Here is a 16,498-nt window from a genome sequence, read left to right as displayed (position 1 = left end):
GGAGTATTTCGATGAGGCCGGCGCCGCTCGAAGGCGTGAAGGTGCTGGAGGCGGCGACGCTGTTCGCGGGACCGCTGGCGGCGACGTTCCTCGGTGACTTCGGGGCGGATGTGACGAAGATCGAGCATCCGTCGCGGCCGGATGCTGCCCGTGGGCATGGGACGAGTAAGAACGGCGTCGGGTTGTGGTTCAAGACGCTCGGGCGGAACAAGCGGTTGGCGACACTTGATCTGTCGCAGGGGCGGGAGGTGTTTCTTTCCTTGGTCCGGGCCAACGACGTACTGGTGGAGAACTTCCGGCCGGGGACGTTGGAGCGGTGGGGGCTCGGGCCTGACGTCTTGCTGTCGGTGAATCCGCGGTTGGTGATCGCGCGGGTGACTGCTTTCGGCCAGGTCGGTCCTTGGTCGCGCCGGCCGGGGTTCGGGTCGTTGGCTGAGGCGATGAGTGGGTTCGCGGCGGTGACGGGGGAGCCGGAGGGGCCGCCGACCTTGCCGCCGTTCGGGTTGGCGGATGGGATTACGGCGCTTGCTACGGCTTACGCGGTACTGGTTGCGTTGAGAGAGCGCGATCAGTCGGGGGCCGGGCAGGTCATCGACATGGCGATCATCGAGCCGATTCTGATGATGCTGGGTGGTGGCATTACGGCGTACCAGCAGACCGGATACGTGCAGCCGCGGCTGGGGAACCGGTCGTCCAACAACGCGCCGCGCAATGTGTACCGGACCGCGGATGGTCGGTGGGTGGCTGTCTCGACCAGCTCGCAGAGCATTGCTGAGCGGGTGGTGACGCTGGTCGGTCGGCCGGATCTCGTTGCTGAGCCGTGGTTCGGGAGTGGCCGGGAGCGGGCTGAGCATGCGGACGAGCTGGATGATGCCGTGGGCAACTGGATCTTGGAGCGCTCGCTGGATGAGGTGATGGTCGCCTTCGAGAAGGCCGAGGCGGCGGTCGGGCCGGTGCACGACATCCGCGGGATCGTGGCGGATCCGCAGTACGCCGCGCTGAACACGATCGTCGAGGTGGACGACGAGGAGCTCGGCGGGCCGGTCCAGATGCAGAACGTGCTCTTCCGGCTCTCCGAATCACCCGGCTCGATCCGCTGGGCGGGTCGACCGCACGGCGCCGACACCGACGCCGTCCTGGCCGAGATCGGCGTTACCCCTGAGCAATTGGCAGCTTTGCGTGAGGCAGGAGTTGTTTAGGTGCTGACGGCTTTGTACGTGCCGGCCAATCGTCCGGACCGGTTTGGGAAGGCTGTTGCTGCGGGCCCTGATCTGGTGGTGTTCGATCTCGAGGATGCGGTACCGGTCGACGACAAGGTGGCTGCGCGGGGGTGGGCGGTCGCGTGGATCGCGGCGTTCACCGGGCGGACTCCGGTCGAGGTTCGGGTCAACGCGCCGGGCACGCCGTGGATCGAGGACGATCTGGCGGCGCTGGCCGCAGTACCGGCTGTTCGGGTGCGGATGCCGAAGGTGGAGAGTGCCGACGACATCCGGTGGGTCCTGGACCGGGTGCCTTCGGCAAGGATCACCGCGCTGATCGAGACGCCGCTGGGGCTGGAGCGCGCGTTCGAGATCGCGACCGCTGATCCGCGGGTGATCGCGGTCGCCCTGGGTGAAGCCGACCTGGCGAGCTCGCTGGGTGTCGACGGCCCGGACGGCCTGGCGTGGGCCCGCGGTCGTTTGGTCTCAGCCTCACGAGCCGCCGGCCTCGGCGCACCGATGATGTCGGTCTACCCACACGTCGACGACGAGGAAGGCCTGCGCCGGACGTCGCTGGCCGGCCGCGCCCTAGGTTTCGTCGGGCGAACCGCAATCCACCCCCGCCAACTCCCAACCATCATCGAGTGCTTCACACCCTCAGCCACCCAGGTAGCAGACGCCGCCGCCTTACTCGCCGCCGTCGAGAAGGCCGGCTTCACCGAAGGCGGCGTCATCGTCCTCCCCGACGGCCGCATGGCCGACCCCGACATGCTCGGCCGAGCCCGCGAAATCACCAACCTAATGACCCAGATCGACCGCTAACCCCCGCCCACCCACCATCGCCCCGGCCTCGCCCAACTCCGCCCACCCCGGCCTCGCCCGCTCCGCCCACTTCGGCGTGGCCCACTCCGCCCACCCCGGCGTGGCCCACTCCGCCCACTTCGGCGTCGCCCACTCCGTCCGCCGCGGCGTCGCCCGCCCCGCCCACTTCGGCGTGGCCCAATCCTGCGCCGCTCTGACCCCATGCCAACTCGCCCATCTCCCCACCGCCTCGTCGGACCCGCTAGCCCACCGCGTCACCGGCACCTGCCGGCCCTCCGCCTCGCGGGCACGCGCTGGCCCTCCGCCTCGCCTGCACCTGCCGGCCCTCCGCCTCATGGGCACCCGCTGGCTGCGGCACGCGCTGGCCTACCGGCTTGCGAGCATCTGCTGGGCCTACCAGCTCACCTGCTCGCGGCATGCGCTGGTCGACCGTGTCGCGGGCCTGGGCTGGCCCACGTGCTTGCGGCATCGGCTGGCTGATCGCCTCGCCGGCGCCTGCCAGCCCAACGCCTGGCGCGGCACGCGCTGGCCTACCGCCTCGCGCGGCACGCGCTGGCCTACCGCCTCGTCGGCACCCGCTAGCCCACCGCGTCACCGGCACCCCGCTGGCCGACCGTGTCGCGGGCGTGCGCTGGCCCACGGGCTCGCGGCATCCGCTGGCTGATCGCCTCGCCGGCGCCTGCCGACCCACCGCCTCGCGCGGCACGCGCGGCCTACCGCCTCGTCGGCACCCGCTAGCCCACCGCGTCACCGGCACGCGCTGGCCGACCGTCGCGGGCGCGCGCTGGCCCTCCGGATCGCCGGCCCCTGCCGGCCCACCGCCTCGCCGGCACCCGCTGGCTGCGGCACGCGCTGGCCCACCCGCTCGGGGGCATCTGCTGAGCCCCACCGGCTCGCCTGCTCGGGGCATGCGCTGGTCGACAGTCGACCTTGTCGCGGGCGTGCGCCGGCCCACGGGCTCGCGGCAACCGCTGGCTGATCGCCTCGCCGGCGCCTGCCGACCCACCGCCTCGCGCGGCACGCGCTGGCCTACCGCCTCGCGCTGGCCTACCGCCTCGTCGGCACCCGCTGGCCTACCGCCTCGCGGGTACCCGCTGGCTGCGGCACGCGCTGGCCCACCCCGTCGCGGGCGTGCGCTGGCCTACCGGCTTGCGAGCATCTGCTGGGCCCACCGGCCCACCGGCTCGTCGGCTCGCGGGCGCGCCCTGGCTGACCGGCTCGCGGGCGCGCGGTCGGCGGCACCTGCCGGCCCATCGGCTCGCGGGTCGCCCTTTCCGCTGGCTTGCAGGTGCGGGCGGACGGCTGCGCATGCATAAGGGGGCGGGTTGGGGCGGGATGCAGCGTGGGGGTGGGTGGGGCGGGTGGGTTATGCGTGCGCGGCTGTCCGGGTGGGGTGGATCGGGCGAGGTGGGGCTCGGCGGCGTACCGGCTCGGCGGCGTGCCGGATCGGCGGGCGTACCGGCGCAGCGGCGTACCGGGGGGGGTGGTGTGGTAACAAGTAAAAGAGTTATGGTTCTTTCATGACTATGACGAGGCTGTTCTATGAGGTGCAGGTGAGTCCGAGTGCGCTGCGTGCTGGGGAGCAGCGGATGCCGGATGGGGAGCGGTTGTACTGGAATCCGTTGTCGACGACGCTGATCTTCGGGGAGCGGGATGCGGTGCTGGTCGATCCGCCGTTTCTGAGCGAGCACATCCAGGCGGTTGGCGACTGGGTGGAGCGGTCGGGGAAGCGGTTGACGGCGATCTACGCGACGCATGGGCATGGCGATCACTGGTTTGGTACGGGGGAGTTGGTCAAGCGCTTCCCGGGTGCTGTCGCCTATGCGACGCCGGGGACGATCGAGATGATGCATCAGCAGGCCGGGGTGGGGCGGGAGCAGCTGTGGGACCGGATCTTCCCGGGGCAGATCCCGGCGACGCCGGTGCTTGCGGTGCCGGTGCCGGCTGAGGGGATCTTGCTCGAGGGTGAGGTGCTGGAGGCGATCGAGGTCGGTCATACCGACACCGATCAGACGACGGTGCTGCATGTGCCGTCGATCGGGTTGGTGGTGGCGGGAGACGTTGCGTACAACGGCATCCATCAGTACATCGTCGAGGGTCGCGACGGCGGGTTCGAGGCGTGGATCGCGGCGCTGGACAAGGTGGCGGAGCTGACGCCGACCGCGGTCGTCGCCGGCCACAAGAACCGCGAACTGCCGGACGACCCGATCATCCTGGACCAGACCAAGCAGTACCTTCAGGACGTGACCCAACTGCTCGCCGGACAGCCGACTCCCCAGGAGTTCTTCGACCAGATGATCCAGCGCCACCCGAACCGCCTCAACCCCAGCCCTCTCTGGTACGGCGGCCTGTCGCTGCTCACCCAATGACTTCCCCCGCCACCGAGCGCTTCAACCTGGACCCCGCGCCGGACACGCTGGCCCTGGCCCATGACTTCCTCAACACCCGAGGAGTGGGCACCCAACCAGACCTCCTGGCCGACCTCCCAACCGCAACGGCCTGGCTGGACCAGGTGCTCCCAGGTGAGGCAAAGCTGACCGCCACAGACCTGGAAGTCTTGCGGGCCTTCCGCGCTGAGTTGCATCGCCTGGTCGTACCGGAAGGTGCGGCGCCGGAGTCGGTGGCACAGGTTGGCGCGCGAGGTGTAGCGGCGGAGTTGGTGCTGGGAGTGGATGGGACTGTGGAGCTGCGCGGCGGTGGTACTGGGGCGGAGTACGTGACATCGCGGGTGCTGGCGGAGGTACTGGCTGGGCAGCAGGTTGATAGCTGGCGTCGGCTGAAGGCTTGTAAGAACGACAGGTGCCGGGTGGTGTTCTACGACCGGTCGCGGAACAACAGCGGCGTCTGGCATTCGCTGAAGACGTGCGGAAATCCTGCGAACCTGCGGGCCTTCCGTGCCCGGAACAAGGAGGCGAGCAGCTAAGGTCGGGAGCATGCTGCCGCGTGTGGTTGATGCTGTGGTGATCGGATCCGGACCGAACGGGCTGGTGAGCGCGATCGCCCTGGCCGACGCCGGCTGGGACGTGCTGATCGTCGAAGCCGCCGACGACCCGGGTGGCGCCGTGCGCTCGACCGCCAGCGGCGGCTGGGTCAGCGACCGCTTCAGCTCCAGCTATCCACTCGGCGTAGCCTCGCCGGTACTACGTGCGCTCGAGCTCGAGAACTTCGGACTCCGCTGGTCCCATGCCCCGCTCGCCCTGGCGCACCTGATCGACCCCGACGACGATGACGCGCCCGCGATCCACCCGGATCCGGCCGACACGGCGGCCTCGATCGGTCGCGATCACCCGAAGGACGGCGACACCTGGTTGCGTCTTTACCAGGAGTACACGAAGATCCGCGCGCCCTTCTTGCAGTCGCTGCTCACTTCGTGGCCGCCCGTCGCCCCCGGCCTCCGCCTCGTGCGCAAGCTCGGTTCGGTGGGGGAGCTGGCTCGTTTCGCTCGCTTCATGGCCATGCCGATGCACCGAATGGGCCAGGAACTCTTCGAAGGCGACCGCGGCCGCGCGATCCTGGCCGGCAACGCGTTCCACGCCGACGCCCCGCTCACCGGCAGCGTCAGCGGCACGATGGGCTGGCTCCTCGCGATGCTCGCCCAGGACGTCGGATTCCCTGTCGCGCAAGGCGGTTCGAGCTCGCTCTCGTCGGCCCTGGTACGCCGGGCCGAGCGCGCCGGCGCCCTCCTCTCCACAGGCACCCCGATCACCTCGATCGACGTCTCGGCCGGCAAGGCGACCGCGGTACGGACCGCGAGCGGCGAGACGATCTCCGTCCGCCGCGCCGTCATCGCCGACGTCTCAGCGCATACCCTGTACGCCGAACTGTTGCCACCAGCAAGCATTCCGGCAGGGCTCCGTCGCGACCTCGAGAACTTCGAATGGGACTACCCGACGGTCAAACTCAACTACCGCCTCAGCGGCCCGATCCCATGGCGCGCCCGCCAGGCCCGCGAAGCGGGCGTAGTACACCTCGGCGGCACCGCTGACGACCTCGTCCACGTCAGCGCCGACCTCGACACCGGCCGCTTGCCCACGGCACCTTTCCTGCTGATCGGCCAAACCACCAAGGCCGACGCATCCCGTTCACCCGAAGGCACCGAGGCCGTCTGGGTCTACTCGCACCTACCCCGCGGCCTCCCCGACGACGCCGACGCCGAGAAGCTCGCCGGCCGGATGGACCGCGCCATCGAACGCCACGCCCCCGGCTTCCTCGACCTCGTCATCGCCCGCGACCTCCAACGCCCCAGCGACTTCACCCAAGCCAACGCCTCCCTAGGCCTCGGCGCACTAGGCGGCGGTACTGCGCAACTCCACCAGCAACTCATCTTCCGCCCCACCGTAGGCCTGGGCAGCCCCCGCACCGTCATAGACGGCCTGTACCTCGGCAGCTCCGCCATCCACCCCGGCCCCGGCGTCCACGGCGCGTGCGGTCACCTAGCCGCCCGAGCCGCCCTCCGCGACGCCTCCCTCCTCGGCCCCCTGACCCGCATCCCCACCACCGCCGCCCTCCGCCACCTCCAGCGCTGATGAATTCGGGGGAGCGGGTCGAGGGGTTGTTGCGGGAGCTGGCGCCGCAGGTACTCGGGTTTTTGGCTCGGCGGCATGGGCAGTTCGATCTGTGTGAGGACGCTGTCCAGGAGGCGTTGCTGGCGGCCGCGACGCAGTGGCCGACTGACGGCGTACCGGGGAATCCTCGGGGGTGGTTGATCACCGTCGCCACGCGGAAGCTGACTGATCAGTTCCGGAGTGAGAGTGCCCGGCGGCGGCGTGAGGACTCGGTGGCGGCGATGGCGGGGGCCGAGGAGTTGGTCGCGCCGGGGGCTGATCAGGACCAGGTGCCGGAGTCGGACGACACGTTGACGTTGTTGTTCCTGTGTTGTCATCCGGCGGTGACGCCGGCATCGCAGGTGGCGTTGACGTTGCGGGCGGTCGGTGGGTTGACGACGGCGGAGATCGCCAAGGCGTTCATGGTGCCGGAGGCAACGATGGCGCCGCGGATCAGCCGGGCGAAGAAGAGCATCAAGGCGGCCGGTAGCCGGTTCGTGTTGCCGCCGGAGGAGGAGCGGGCGGATCGCCTGCGCGTAGTACTGCAGGTGCTCTATCTGATCTTCAACGAGGGGTACACGGCCAGCTCCGGACCCGATCTGCAGCGGGTCGAGCTGACGGCCGAAGCGATCCGGTTGGCGCGTTTGCTCTACCAGTTGCTGCCGGACGAGGGTGAGGTCGCCGGTTTGCTGGCGCTCATGCTGCTCACCGATGCGCGGCGGGCGGCGCGGACCACGCCGGACGGCAGCCTCATCCCGATCGACGAGCAGGATCGCAGCCTGTGGTTGCGTGAGCCGATCGAGGAGGCGTCCGCGCTGGTACTGCGTACGCTTGCGCGCGGCGAGGTCGGTTCGTACCAACTGCAGGCGGCGATCGCAGCGATCCACTCCGAGGCGCCGAGCACGGAGGAGACCGACTGGAACCAGATCCTCGCCCTCTACCTGCTGCTGGAGAGCGTCGCACCGAACCCGATGGTCACCCTCAACCGCGCGATCGCCCTCGCCCAGGTCGAAGGCCCACAAGCCGGCCTGGACCTGCTCAGCACGCTCGACGACGACCACCGGTTGAAAGACAGCCACCGCCTGCACGCCGTCCGCGCCCACCTGCTCGAACGCCTCGGCAAACTGACCGAGGCCCGCGACCACTATCTGGCCGCCGCGCGCCGGACGACCTCGCTGCCGGAGCAGCGCTATCTAGCGGCGAAAGCCGCCCAGATCGCAGACAACTCCTGAGCCGCTCCTACCTGGAGCTGTCCCGATCGACAGGACATAGCCGGCGCGCAGTAGTGCACTTCAGGCTGAGCTGTCGGTTTGTGTACAGCGTCTCGCGGTGCACTACCTGTCGAGTGGGACAGATGTCGCGGGGCAGGAGGCGTGACTTGGGTTGTAACTTCGGTTTACAGTTGGCGCATGGTCATCCAGCAGAATGCGAAGCCCAGCCGTCGGCGGGACCCGATCGGGGTCGGGGTGGCGCTGCTGAACCGGCTGGCGAAGTCCCAGGTGATCGATCGGTTCGGGTGGCGCAAGCAGACCGAGCGGGTGGTGTTCGAGGCGACGAAGACCGGCTTCCGGACGGCTGGGGCGCTGACGCGGAGTTTCGTCGCGGCGTCGAAGCTGGCCAAGCCGTCGCGGCTGCCCGCGGCGAAGGGGACCTGGCGGTTCGACCTGACGCCGACCGAGGACCAGCAGATGGTGGTCGGGGTCGTCACGGAGTACGCGGCCGAGGTACTGCGGCCTGCCGCGGCTGAGGCTGATGTCGCTGGTACGACGGATGCCAAGGTGCTGGCCCAGTCGGCTGAGCTGGGGTTGAGCCTGATCGAAGTACCGGAAGAGCTCGGTGGGATCGTCAGCGAACGGTCGGCGATGACCGGCGTACTGGTGGCCGAGGCGATGGCGCATGGCGACATGGGTCAGGCGGTCGCGTGCCTGGCGCCGGCTGCGGTGAGCACGGCGATCTCGTTGTGGGGCGATGAGACGCAGCAGGCGACGTACCTGCCGGCCTTCACGGGTGAGTCGGTACCGGCCGCGGCGCTGGCGATCGTCGAGCCGCGCGCGTTGTTCGACCCGTTCGCTCTGAAGACCAGGGCGACCAGGCAACGAACCGGGCATTTGCTCAATGGGGTCAAGTCGTTGGTGCCACGGGGCGCTGAGGCCGAGGTGTTCGTGATCGCCGCTCAACTGGAGGACCAGGGGCCGGCGCTGTTCCTGGTCGAGTCCGAGCATCCGGGCGTGACGATCGAGGCCGAGCCGTCGATGGGGTTGCGCGCGGCTTCGTTGAGTCGCGTGTTGCTGGACGACGTACCGGCTGTGCAGTTGGGGACGCTCTCGGACTATGCGGAATGTGTTCGGCTCTCGCGGCTGGGATGGTGTGCGCTGTCGCTCGGTACGGCTCGGGCGGTGCTCGATTACGTCACGCCGTACGTGAACGAGCGGACTGCCTTTGGTGAGCCGATCAGTCATCGGCAGTCGGTGGCCTTCATGGTCGCGAACATCGCGATCGAGCTCGAGGGGATGCGGCTGGTGACATACCGGGCCGGATCGCGTGCTGAGCAAGGGCTTCCGTTCGCGCGCGAGGTCGCGCTGGCGCGGCGGTTGTGCACCGAGAAGGGGATGCAGATCGGGACCGACGGGGTGCAGTTGCTGGGCGGGCACGGGTTTGTGAAGGAGCATCCGGTGGAGCGGTGGTACCGCGACTTGCGGGCCGTCGGCGTGATGGAAGGTGCGGTGCTCGTCTGATGATCAACCTCGAGACGCCACGGAAGTTCCGCGCATTCATCCACCAGGCACATCAGGTCGCGGCGGAGATGTTGCGGCCGAATTCGCGTCAGTACGACCTGGCCGAGCACGCGTATCCGAAGGAACTCGACATGCTCGCGGCGATGGTGGACGGGTTGGGGGCGTCCGGTACGGGGTCGGGTGCTGGGGCTAGCGGCGTACGGCGTACTGCTGGTGCTGAAGATGACGACGGCAAGGTGAAGAACGGGTCGAACCTGTCGTCTGTGCTGTCCGTGATGGAGATGTGCTGGGGCGACGTCGGGCTGCTGCTGTCGATGCCGCGACAGGGCCTCGGGAACTCGGCGATCGCGTCGGTGGCGTCCGATGAGCAACTGCGGCGGTTTGACGGCGTGTGGGCCGGGATGGCGATCACGGAGCCGGAGTGCGGCTCGGACTCGGCGAGCATCCAGACCACCGCCCGTCTCGACGGCGACGAGTACGTCATCAACGGCGAGAAGATCTTCGTCACCGCCGGCGGCCGCTGCGACGCGGTCGTCGTCTGGGCGACCCTGGACAAGTCCGTTGGCCGGGCCGCGATCAAGTCCTTCGTAGTCTTCAAAGACACGCCCGGTATGACCGTCGAACGCCTCGAACACAAGCTAGGCATCCGCTCGTCCGACACCGCCACCATCCGCTTCGAAAACTGCCGAGTCCCGGCCGCCAACCTGCTAGGCACCCCCGAAATCGACGCAGACAAAGGCTTCGCCGGCGTCATGCAAACCTTCGACAACACCCGCCCGCTCGTCGCCGCCATGGCCGTCGGCTGCGCCCGCGCTTCGCTGGAGGTAACCCGCTCGCTGCTATCGGAAGCCGGCGTAGAAGTCGACTACGACCGCCCCATCTTCCAGCAGCCCGCCGCCGCAGCCTCCTACCTCCAAATGGAAGCCGACTGGGAAGCTGCCTACCTCCTGACCCTCCAGGCGGCCTGGATGGCCGACAACTCCCAACCCAACTCCCTCCAAGCCTCCATGGCCAAAGCCAAAGCCGGCCGGGTAGCCAACGACATCACCCTCCGCTGCGTAGAACTAGCCGGCAGCATCGGCTACTCCGAACACGAACTCCTCGAAAAATGGGCGAGAGACTCCAAAATCCTGGACATCTTCGAAGGCACCCAACAGATCCAGCAGCTGATCGTCGCTCGCCGCCTCCTAGGCAAAACCTCCGCCGAACTCAAATAGCCAACGGAAGACCCCACTCAGGTGTGCGCTCCTCTGTCGCGCGAAAGTGAGAGTAGGCACCCACCCGACCAAGGCTGGACAGGTTGCGCCCTCGGGGTCGGTGGCGCGATGCCTGGCTGTAGAGACGACCCCACACCCTGCTGCTGACCGGGGGCGGATCAGGCTGATGTCGGCGATTGGGGGGAGGGCTGGGGCTAGGGTTTGGTGATGGTGGAGATGACGTTGGTGGGGTTGCGGGTTGTGTTGGAGGTTGCTCGGGCGGGGTCGTTCAGTGGGGCGGCTGAGCGGCTTGGGTACAGCCAGTCGGCGGTGTCTCGGCAGGTTTTGGTTATGGAGAAGGTTGTGGGGACGGCGTTGTTCGAGCGGCATGCGCGTGGGGTGCGGGCGACGGCTGCCGGTGAGGTGTTGGTGCGGCATGCGGGGCGGGTGATTGATGGGGTTGCTGCGGCTGGGCAGGAACTGGCGGGGTTGCGGGATCGGCTTGCCGGGCGGTTGAGTGTGGGTGGGTATCCGACTGCCAGTGCGGTGTTGTTGCCTAGGGCAATCGGGCGGCTGTTGCGGGTTCATCCGGGGTTGCAGATCCGGGTGGTGGAGGGGTCGACGCCGGCGCAGTTGCAGGCGTTGCGGCGGGGGCGGTTGGAGGTGGCCATTCTGGCGACGGGGAAGGGGCTGCCGGCGTACGAGCTCGATGGGTTGCAGCTGTCCGAGTTGGCTCGCGGGCGAGGTAGTGGTGTGGCGGTTGCTGAGTCGCATGCGTTTGCGGCACGTGAGTTTGTGCGGCCGGACGAGCTTGTGGATGAGGTTTGGGTGGTTGGTGCTCGTTCTGGGGATGCGCCGGAGTTCGGTGCTTGGCCGGGGATCGAGGAGCCGCGGGTTTCCTTTGCTGTTCGTGATTGGCCGACTCGGCTTGGTCTGGTTGCCGCGGGGCTGGGGATCGCGTTGGTGCCTGGGGTGGCTGCGGAGTCGGTGCCGCGTGGGGTTCGGTGGGTTCCGGTTCGTGAGGAGGGGAGTGGGTTCGGGCGGACGGCCTGGGCGGTTACCGGCGCGGATCCTGGTCCGGCTGCGTCGGCGATGGTTGGCGCATTGCAGGCGGAGGCGGTCGAGTTCGGTACCAGGGCGCCTTAGACATCAGGTTTCTGCATGGCTGGGGCCAGAAACCGTCGCTTGTGAGATGCCTCGATTCGGCTCAACCTGGAAGTACCGAATCGAAAGGGAATCATGACCAACACCTGGTTCATCACTGGTACTTCGTCCGGCTTCGGGCGTCTGCTGACCGAGCAACTGCTGAGTCGGGGTGATCGAGTGGCCGCGACACTTCGCCGGCCCGAGGCGCTGGACGATCTGCGCGCGGAGTACGGCGACCTGCTCTGGACCGCGCAACTGGACGTCACCGACGCCGGGCAGGTCCGGCGCGTGGTCGACGATGCGTTCAAGGCGCTCGGCACGATCGACGTGGTGGTGAACAACGCAGGCTATGGCGTGTTCGCCTCGGTCGAGGAGGCCACCGACGAACAGATCCGGCAGGTGATCGACACCAATCTGCTCGGCTCGATCCACGCTGTCCGCGCGGCACTGCCGCACCTGCGTGCTCAGCAGTACGGCCGGATTCTGCAGGTCTCGACCGCCGGCGGGCAGACCACTTACCCGAACTTCAGCTATTACCACGCTTCCAAATGGGGGATCGAAGGCTTCAGTGAGACTGTCGCAGCTGAGGTCGCGCCGTTCGGCATCAGCCTGACCATCGTCGAGCCGGGCGCGACGCCGACTGGCTTCGGCAGTTCCCTCGCCACCGCGCCGGCCATGCCGGAGTACACGGACACCCCGGCCGGCGAGGTGCGCCGGATGCTTGCTGACGGCAACTTCTCGTTGCCCGGTGATCCGCGGAAGATCGCCACGGCGATGATCGATCTGGTGGACAGTGGACAGACACCGCTCCGTCTGCCGCTCGGGTCTGACACCTACGACGACGTACGGGCATCGCTCGTCGCCCGGCTCGCCGAACACGACACGCATCGGACGGTCGCGTACTCGGTCAGCGCCGACACGGGCGCATAGGCGGGCCGTGGAAGCTGTCTGGGGATGCCACAACGGCTGGTGATGCAGCTGGTCTCAGGAGTAGGCGCGGACGTAGTCGATCAGCATTTGGGCGGGGAAGTCGGTGTTGTTGTCGGGGGCGCCGGGCCAGGTGCCGCCGACGGCGAGGTTGAGGAGGAGGTAGAAGTTGTGGTCGTAGACCCACTTCTTGCCCTTCGGTACTGAGGCCGGGGTGACGCGGTAGTACTCGCGGTCGTCGACGTGCCAGACGATCAGGTTGGGCGACCAGACGATGTCGTACACGTGGAAGTCGTCGGCCCAGGCCTTGCCCTCGGGGAGCGCGCTGGCCTTCGTCGGGCCTTCCGTCGCGGAGTACCCCGGACCATGGATGGTGCCGTAGACGTTGCCGGGCTCGCTGCCGACGACCTCCATGATGTCGATCTCGCCGTTGGCCGGCCAGTCGGCCTCGTCCTCGTTGTTGCCCATGGCCCAGAAGGCGGGCAGCAGGCCCTGGCCGGCCGGGACTTTGATCCTGGCCTCGAACTTGCCGTACGCCTGGTCGAACTTGTCCGCTGTGGTGATGCGGGCCGAGGTGACGTCGCAGGGACCGTACTTGCAGTCCTCCATCCCGGGCACCTTCTCCCGGCGGGCGCTGATCACCAGGTTCCCCTCGCCGTCGGTCGCGGCGTTCTCGGTACGGTCGGTGTAGTACTGCCATTCCTCGTTGCCCCACTGCGGCTCACCGCCGAGTTGGTAGCCCCACTTCGCCGGATCCGGCTTGCTGCCGGCCGCGTCGTCGAACTCGTCCTGCCAGGAGATCTTCAGCGCCGACGGACTCGGCATTGCGTCGGCGTCTTGCTGGTCGTCGCAGCCGGTGGTGAGCAGAGCCGCCGTCGCCACGACGGCCGCCAGCAGTGCCGCCGCGGGGCGAACTCGGTTCATCACGTCTCCAGTTGGTCAAGGAAGCTGAGGCCACGGTTTCATACTGGTAAATAAGTGGTCAAATTGAGATATGGGGTGGTGGTCTAGGCCGATGTGATACTGCGGTGGTGAAGATCAAGGACGAGCCGCTGGGCGATCTCGAGGCCGTGTTGGCGGACATTGCGGATGTGCGGGACTGGCGTGCGATGTGGGGGCCGGGCGGCGGTGGGGCGGCGGCGCTGGGGGAGTTGCGGGACCGGGTGCTGCTCGCTGCTGGGTGGAGTTCTGAACCGGTTACCGAGGCCGTGGACATGCGGCAGACGGGGTGGTCGTTCACTACTCAGCGGGGGTCGCTGGTTGTGGTGGGGAGTGAGAGTGCGTCGTTCGATACGAGTCGGGGTGGGTGGGCGGCGTACAGGCTGACGGCGGAGGACTATGCCGAAGCTGTGCGGATCATGCGGCAGCAGCAATGGCCGCGGTATTTGGAGTTGGTACGCCGGTACCTGGGGGAGCCCGGGTATGTCGGCGCCTGTGTGGATCCCGATTTCCCGACGGCGCGGTGGCGGGATGAGTACGACCCGCGCAGGGTCGGGTATTTGGCGGTGTGGGAGCGGCCGGGGCTGGAGTTTCATCTGTACGCGGCCCATGCGGGGTTGGAGTTCGATCCGAAGCACCCGGCGATGAGTGTGCAGCAGTTGGTGCGGCGGGGCGCTGACTAGTGATGGGGTCGCTGGGGGTCGTACTCGATGTGCTTGATGACGAGCACTTCGAGCGGGCCCGTGCGACTCATACGGGACGAGCTCCCGCGCCGCGGAACGTTGCGGAGAGCGAGGCGTTGTTCGAGGCTGCGCGGCTGGAGCTGGTTGAGCGCGGCGTACCGCTGGAGTCTCAGCATGATCTGGCGCACTGGCTTGCCGACGGGATCGAGGCGACGCGGCGAGGTGAGCGCTGGTTCGATGTCGACGCCGGGCCGGACCGGACGCGGCTGTTCTGGGCCGGGCCGACGCTCGATCCGGCGACTGGAGATCCGGTTCGTACTGACAGCGGTGAGCTGAGCAACATGCAGGTGGCCGAGATGCTCGCCAACGAGAACCCGGACATCGTCTTGCTGGAGAGCACCACCGACGGCGGCACGATCGAGCGGATGCAGTTGTGGTCGGACGTGTCGCCGGATCACCTGCGGGCGTTGCGGAGTGAGGATCCCGAGCTGGATGCGCGGATCCGGGTGATGGAGGAGGCGCGCCCGGGCGACGGTTATGCGTTTCAGCGAGAGGTTTGGTCCTGTATGTCGGCGCAGTACGCCCGCGACACGGCGGCGGCGATGGAGGCCAACCCGGAGCTCGAGACCGGCGTCATCTGTCAGCAGCCGTGGCGGGACACCGAGTACTACGCGGTCGAGTACCCCGAACTGCGCCCACATGCCGACCGTGTCTGGTACACGACGCAGGTCCGCACCCCTGGCGAGCAAGGCACCTTCAATCCCACAACGGGCCCGATGACCGACCAGGCCCTGACCGCCGCGGACCGAGGCATGGACACCCTGCCGCCCGCCAAGGATCCCTTCCCGACGTGGCGCCCGGTCGATCCAGAGGTCGACCACCTACGCGCCGTACTAGCCACCAACGCGGACGCCCGAGGCGCCGTAACAAAACAGCCGGCCACACCAGGCGCCCTCCACCGGCCGAACACTCCGTCAGCCCCTGACCGGACGCTCGACCGCTGAATCCCGTTCGACTCGTCTCGGCGTCTTAGCCGAGTTCCTCGATGTGGGGGAGCTGTTCGTCGGGGTCGCTGTCGGGTTCAGGGCTCGGGTTGAGGTCCGGGTCGTCCTCGGGACGGTTGGGATCGTCGGGGTCCGGCAGGGGCGGCGGCATCGGCGTGAGTGGGTTGGTACTCATCGGTCTCCTCCTCAACTGAGGGTGTCCGGGTGATACCGGGCCTGCCTCCGGTACCCGCGGCAAATGCTCCGCAATCACGCCGACCGCGGCGTGCCTCAGTCGCGCAGGCTTTCGAGCCTCGACTGGAGGGCGGTCTCGTCGCCGTGGATTTCGATGAGTTTGTCGCGGCTGGTCGCGCCTCGGACGAGGGTTACGGCTGAGGGGCGTACTCCGAACGCTGTTGCGACTGCTTGGAGGACAGCCTTCGTTGCTTGGCCTTCGACCGCTCGAGCGGCGACGGCGACCACCAGGGCGGGGCCGGCCGGGCCGTCGTACCGGCCACCGACGGCTGTCCGTGAGGCGCCCGGCTTCACCCGGAGCAGGATTCGCATGAGCAAAGTCTGCAGGTTCAGGTGGTCGGGGGAGTGTTGTTCCTTAGGATGCACGTCAGTTTCCAACCTGAGGATGGGCTGGTGCGTCTCACCTGCATCGGAGGTATTCGGTCGAAGGGGAGACGTGATGAGGGCTTGGCGAGTGGGTGCCGCCGTCTTGGGGGCGGCTGGGATGGCGTTGGGGGTTGGGGTGCCGGCTGGTGCTGCGCCGCAGTCGGTCAGCACTGTGCAGGCGACGGTTTATGCGCAGCGGATGCTGGCGTGCACCTCGCCGGACTACTGCAATGGGGTGGTGTCGGTACCGCGGGCGTGGCGGCAGGTGAAGACCGGCAGGTGGCAGGACCGGTTCGTGGATCCGTCGGCGGCCCGGATGATTCGGTTCGATCTCGATCAGCGGCACAAGATCACGCCGGCCGCGGCGATGAAGAAGCGGGAGGTGGCGCTTCGCGGTACGCCGGGGCTGCGGATCCTCGGGAGGGCGACTGGCACGCTCACGACAGCCCGTGGTGGCAAGGTCACGATGGCGACGCTTGTCTACAGCTACCGCTCGGGAGCTACCACCCGATGGGTGGCCACCCGGTTCGTCAGCCTGTACGGCATCACGGATCAGGCGGTGGAGATCACTGCCGGTGGGCGGCTCGGCGACCGGGCCGTACTGACCACGACGCTGGCCAAGGCGACCAGGACATTCACCTTGGTCGGCTGAGTTGGAAACGCCTTATTCGTAACGGGAATTGTGTCCTGGATGGTGCATCAT

The 16,498-nt window shown here is 68.1% G+C and carries 16 protein-coding genes; 13 read left to right on the top strand and 3 right to left on the bottom strand.

Annotation, left to right across the window (positions count from 1 at the left end; translation table 11 throughout):
- Window positions 1-11: 11 nt before the first annotated feature.
- From ABD768_RS33130 to ABD768_RS33085, 10 genes are all read left to right on the top strand, one after another.
- A complete protein-coding gene (locus ABD768_RS33130) occupies window positions 12-1,199 on the top strand; it encodes a CaiB/BaiF CoA transferase family protein (protein WP_344847352.1) in 1,188 nt (395 codons plus the stop codon).
- Window positions 1,200-2,021 carry an HpcH/HpaI aldolase/citrate lyase family protein gene (locus ABD768_RS33125; RefSeq protein ID WP_344847350.1) on the top strand — a complete coding sequence of 274 codons (822 nt, stop codon included), beginning with the start codon at window positions 1,200-1,202 and terminating at the stop codon, window positions 2,019-2,021.
- A gap of 1,520 nt (window positions 2,022-3,541) precedes the next feature.
- Window positions 3,542-4,390: an MBL fold metallo-hydrolase gene (locus ABD768_RS33120; RefSeq protein WP_344847348.1), complete on the top strand. Its 849-nt coding sequence runs from the start codon at window positions 3,542-3,544 to the stop codon at window positions 4,388-4,390.
- The gene (locus tag ABD768_RS33115) at window positions 4,387-4,944 is read left to right on the top strand and encodes a CGNR zinc finger domain-containing protein (protein ID WP_344847346.1); all 558 of its coding nucleotides are present in this window, start codon (window positions 4,387-4,389) and stop codon (window positions 4,942-4,944) included. The genes ABD768_RS33120 and ABD768_RS33115 overlap by 4 nt, the downstream gene beginning before the upstream one ends.
- Window positions 4,945-4,954: 10 nt before the next feature.
- Window positions 4,955-6,547: a phytoene desaturase family protein gene (locus ABD768_RS33110; RefSeq protein ID WP_344847344.1), complete on the top strand. Its 1,593-nt coding sequence runs from the start codon at window positions 4,955-4,957 to the stop codon at window positions 6,545-6,547.
- Window positions 6,547-7,797 carry an RNA polymerase sigma factor gene (locus ABD768_RS33105; RefSeq protein WP_344847342.1) on the top strand — a complete coding sequence of 417 codons (1,251 nt, stop codon included), beginning with the start codon at window positions 6,547-6,549 and terminating at the stop codon, window positions 7,795-7,797. Before ABD768_RS33110 ends, ABD768_RS33105 begins: the two co-directional genes overlap by 1 nt.
- 177 nt (window positions 7,798-7,974) lie before the next feature.
- Entirely contained in the window at window positions 7,975-9,300 is a 1,326-nt protein-coding gene (locus ABD768_RS33100) for an acyl-CoA dehydrogenase family protein (RefSeq protein ID WP_344847340.1), read from the top strand.
- Window positions 9,300-10,517 (top strand): acyl-CoA dehydrogenase family protein, encoded by a 1,218-nt coding sequence (locus ABD768_RS33095; RefSeq protein ID WP_344847338.1) that lies wholly within the window; start codon window positions 9,300-9,302, stop codon window positions 10,515-10,517. The genes ABD768_RS33100 and ABD768_RS33095 overlap by 1 nt, the downstream gene beginning before the upstream one ends.
- 207 nt (window positions 10,518-10,724) lie before the next feature.
- Window positions 10,725-11,642 carry a LysR family transcriptional regulator gene (locus ABD768_RS33090; RefSeq protein WP_344847336.1) on the top strand — a complete coding sequence of 306 codons (918 nt, stop codon included), beginning with the start codon at window positions 10,725-10,727 and terminating at the stop codon, window positions 11,640-11,642.
- A gap of 93 nt (window positions 11,643-11,735) precedes the next feature.
- Window positions 11,736-12,572: an SDR family oxidoreductase gene (locus ABD768_RS33085; protein WP_344847334.1), complete on the top strand. Its 837-nt coding sequence runs from the start codon at window positions 11,736-11,738 to the stop codon at window positions 12,570-12,572.
- A gap of 54 nt (window positions 12,573-12,626) precedes the next feature.
- On the opposite strand, the gene ABD768_RS33080 is transcribed toward ABD768_RS33085, so the two are convergent.
- Entirely contained in the window at window positions 12,627-13,493 is an 867-nt protein-coding gene (locus ABD768_RS33080; protein WP_344847332.1) for a glycoside hydrolase family 16 protein, read from the bottom strand.
- A gap of 107 nt (window positions 13,494-13,600) precedes the next feature.
- On the opposite strand from ABD768_RS33080, the gene ABD768_RS33075 reads away from it, so the two are divergent.
- Together ABD768_RS33075 and ABD768_RS33070 are read left to right on the top strand one after the other, a co-directional pair.
- Window positions 13,601-14,191: a hypothetical protein gene (locus ABD768_RS33075; RefSeq protein WP_344847330.1), complete on the top strand. Its 591-nt coding sequence runs from the start codon at window positions 13,601-13,603 to the stop codon at window positions 14,189-14,191.
- A gap of 2 nt (window positions 14,192-14,193) precedes the next feature.
- Window positions 14,194-15,195, top strand: coding sequence for a hypothetical protein (locus ABD768_RS33070; protein WP_344847326.1), 1,002 nt, complete (start codon window positions 14,194-14,196; stop codon window positions 15,193-15,195).
- A 25-nt stretch (window positions 15,196-15,220) separates the two neighbouring features.
- On the opposite strand, the gene ABD768_RS33065 is transcribed toward ABD768_RS33070, so the two are convergent.
- Window positions 15,221-15,370, bottom strand: coding sequence for a hypothetical protein (locus ABD768_RS33065; RefSeq protein WP_344847324.1), 150 nt, complete (start codon window positions 15,368-15,370; stop codon window positions 15,221-15,223).
- A gap of 95 nt (window positions 15,371-15,465) precedes the next feature.
- Window positions 15,466-15,741 (bottom strand): DUF167 domain-containing protein, encoded by a 276-nt coding sequence (locus ABD768_RS33060; RefSeq protein ID WP_344847322.1) that lies wholly within the window; start codon window positions 15,739-15,741, stop codon window positions 15,466-15,468.
- A gap of 127 nt (window positions 15,742-15,868) precedes the next feature.
- On the opposite strand from ABD768_RS33060, the gene ABD768_RS33055 reads away from it, so the two are divergent.
- The gene (locus ABD768_RS33055; protein ID WP_344847320.1) at window positions 15,869-16,447 is read left to right on the top strand and encodes a hypothetical protein; all 579 of its coding nucleotides are present in this window, start codon (window positions 15,869-15,871) and stop codon (window positions 16,445-16,447) included.
- The last annotated feature ends 51 nt before the right edge of the window (window positions 16,448-16,498 follow it).

Source organism: Kribbella ginsengisoli (assembly GCF_039537185.1).
GTDB lineage: Bacteria > Actinomycetota > Actinomycetes > Propionibacteriales > Kribbellaceae > Kribbella > Kribbella koreensis.
This window is presented reverse-complemented; position numbering and strand designations above follow the sequence as displayed.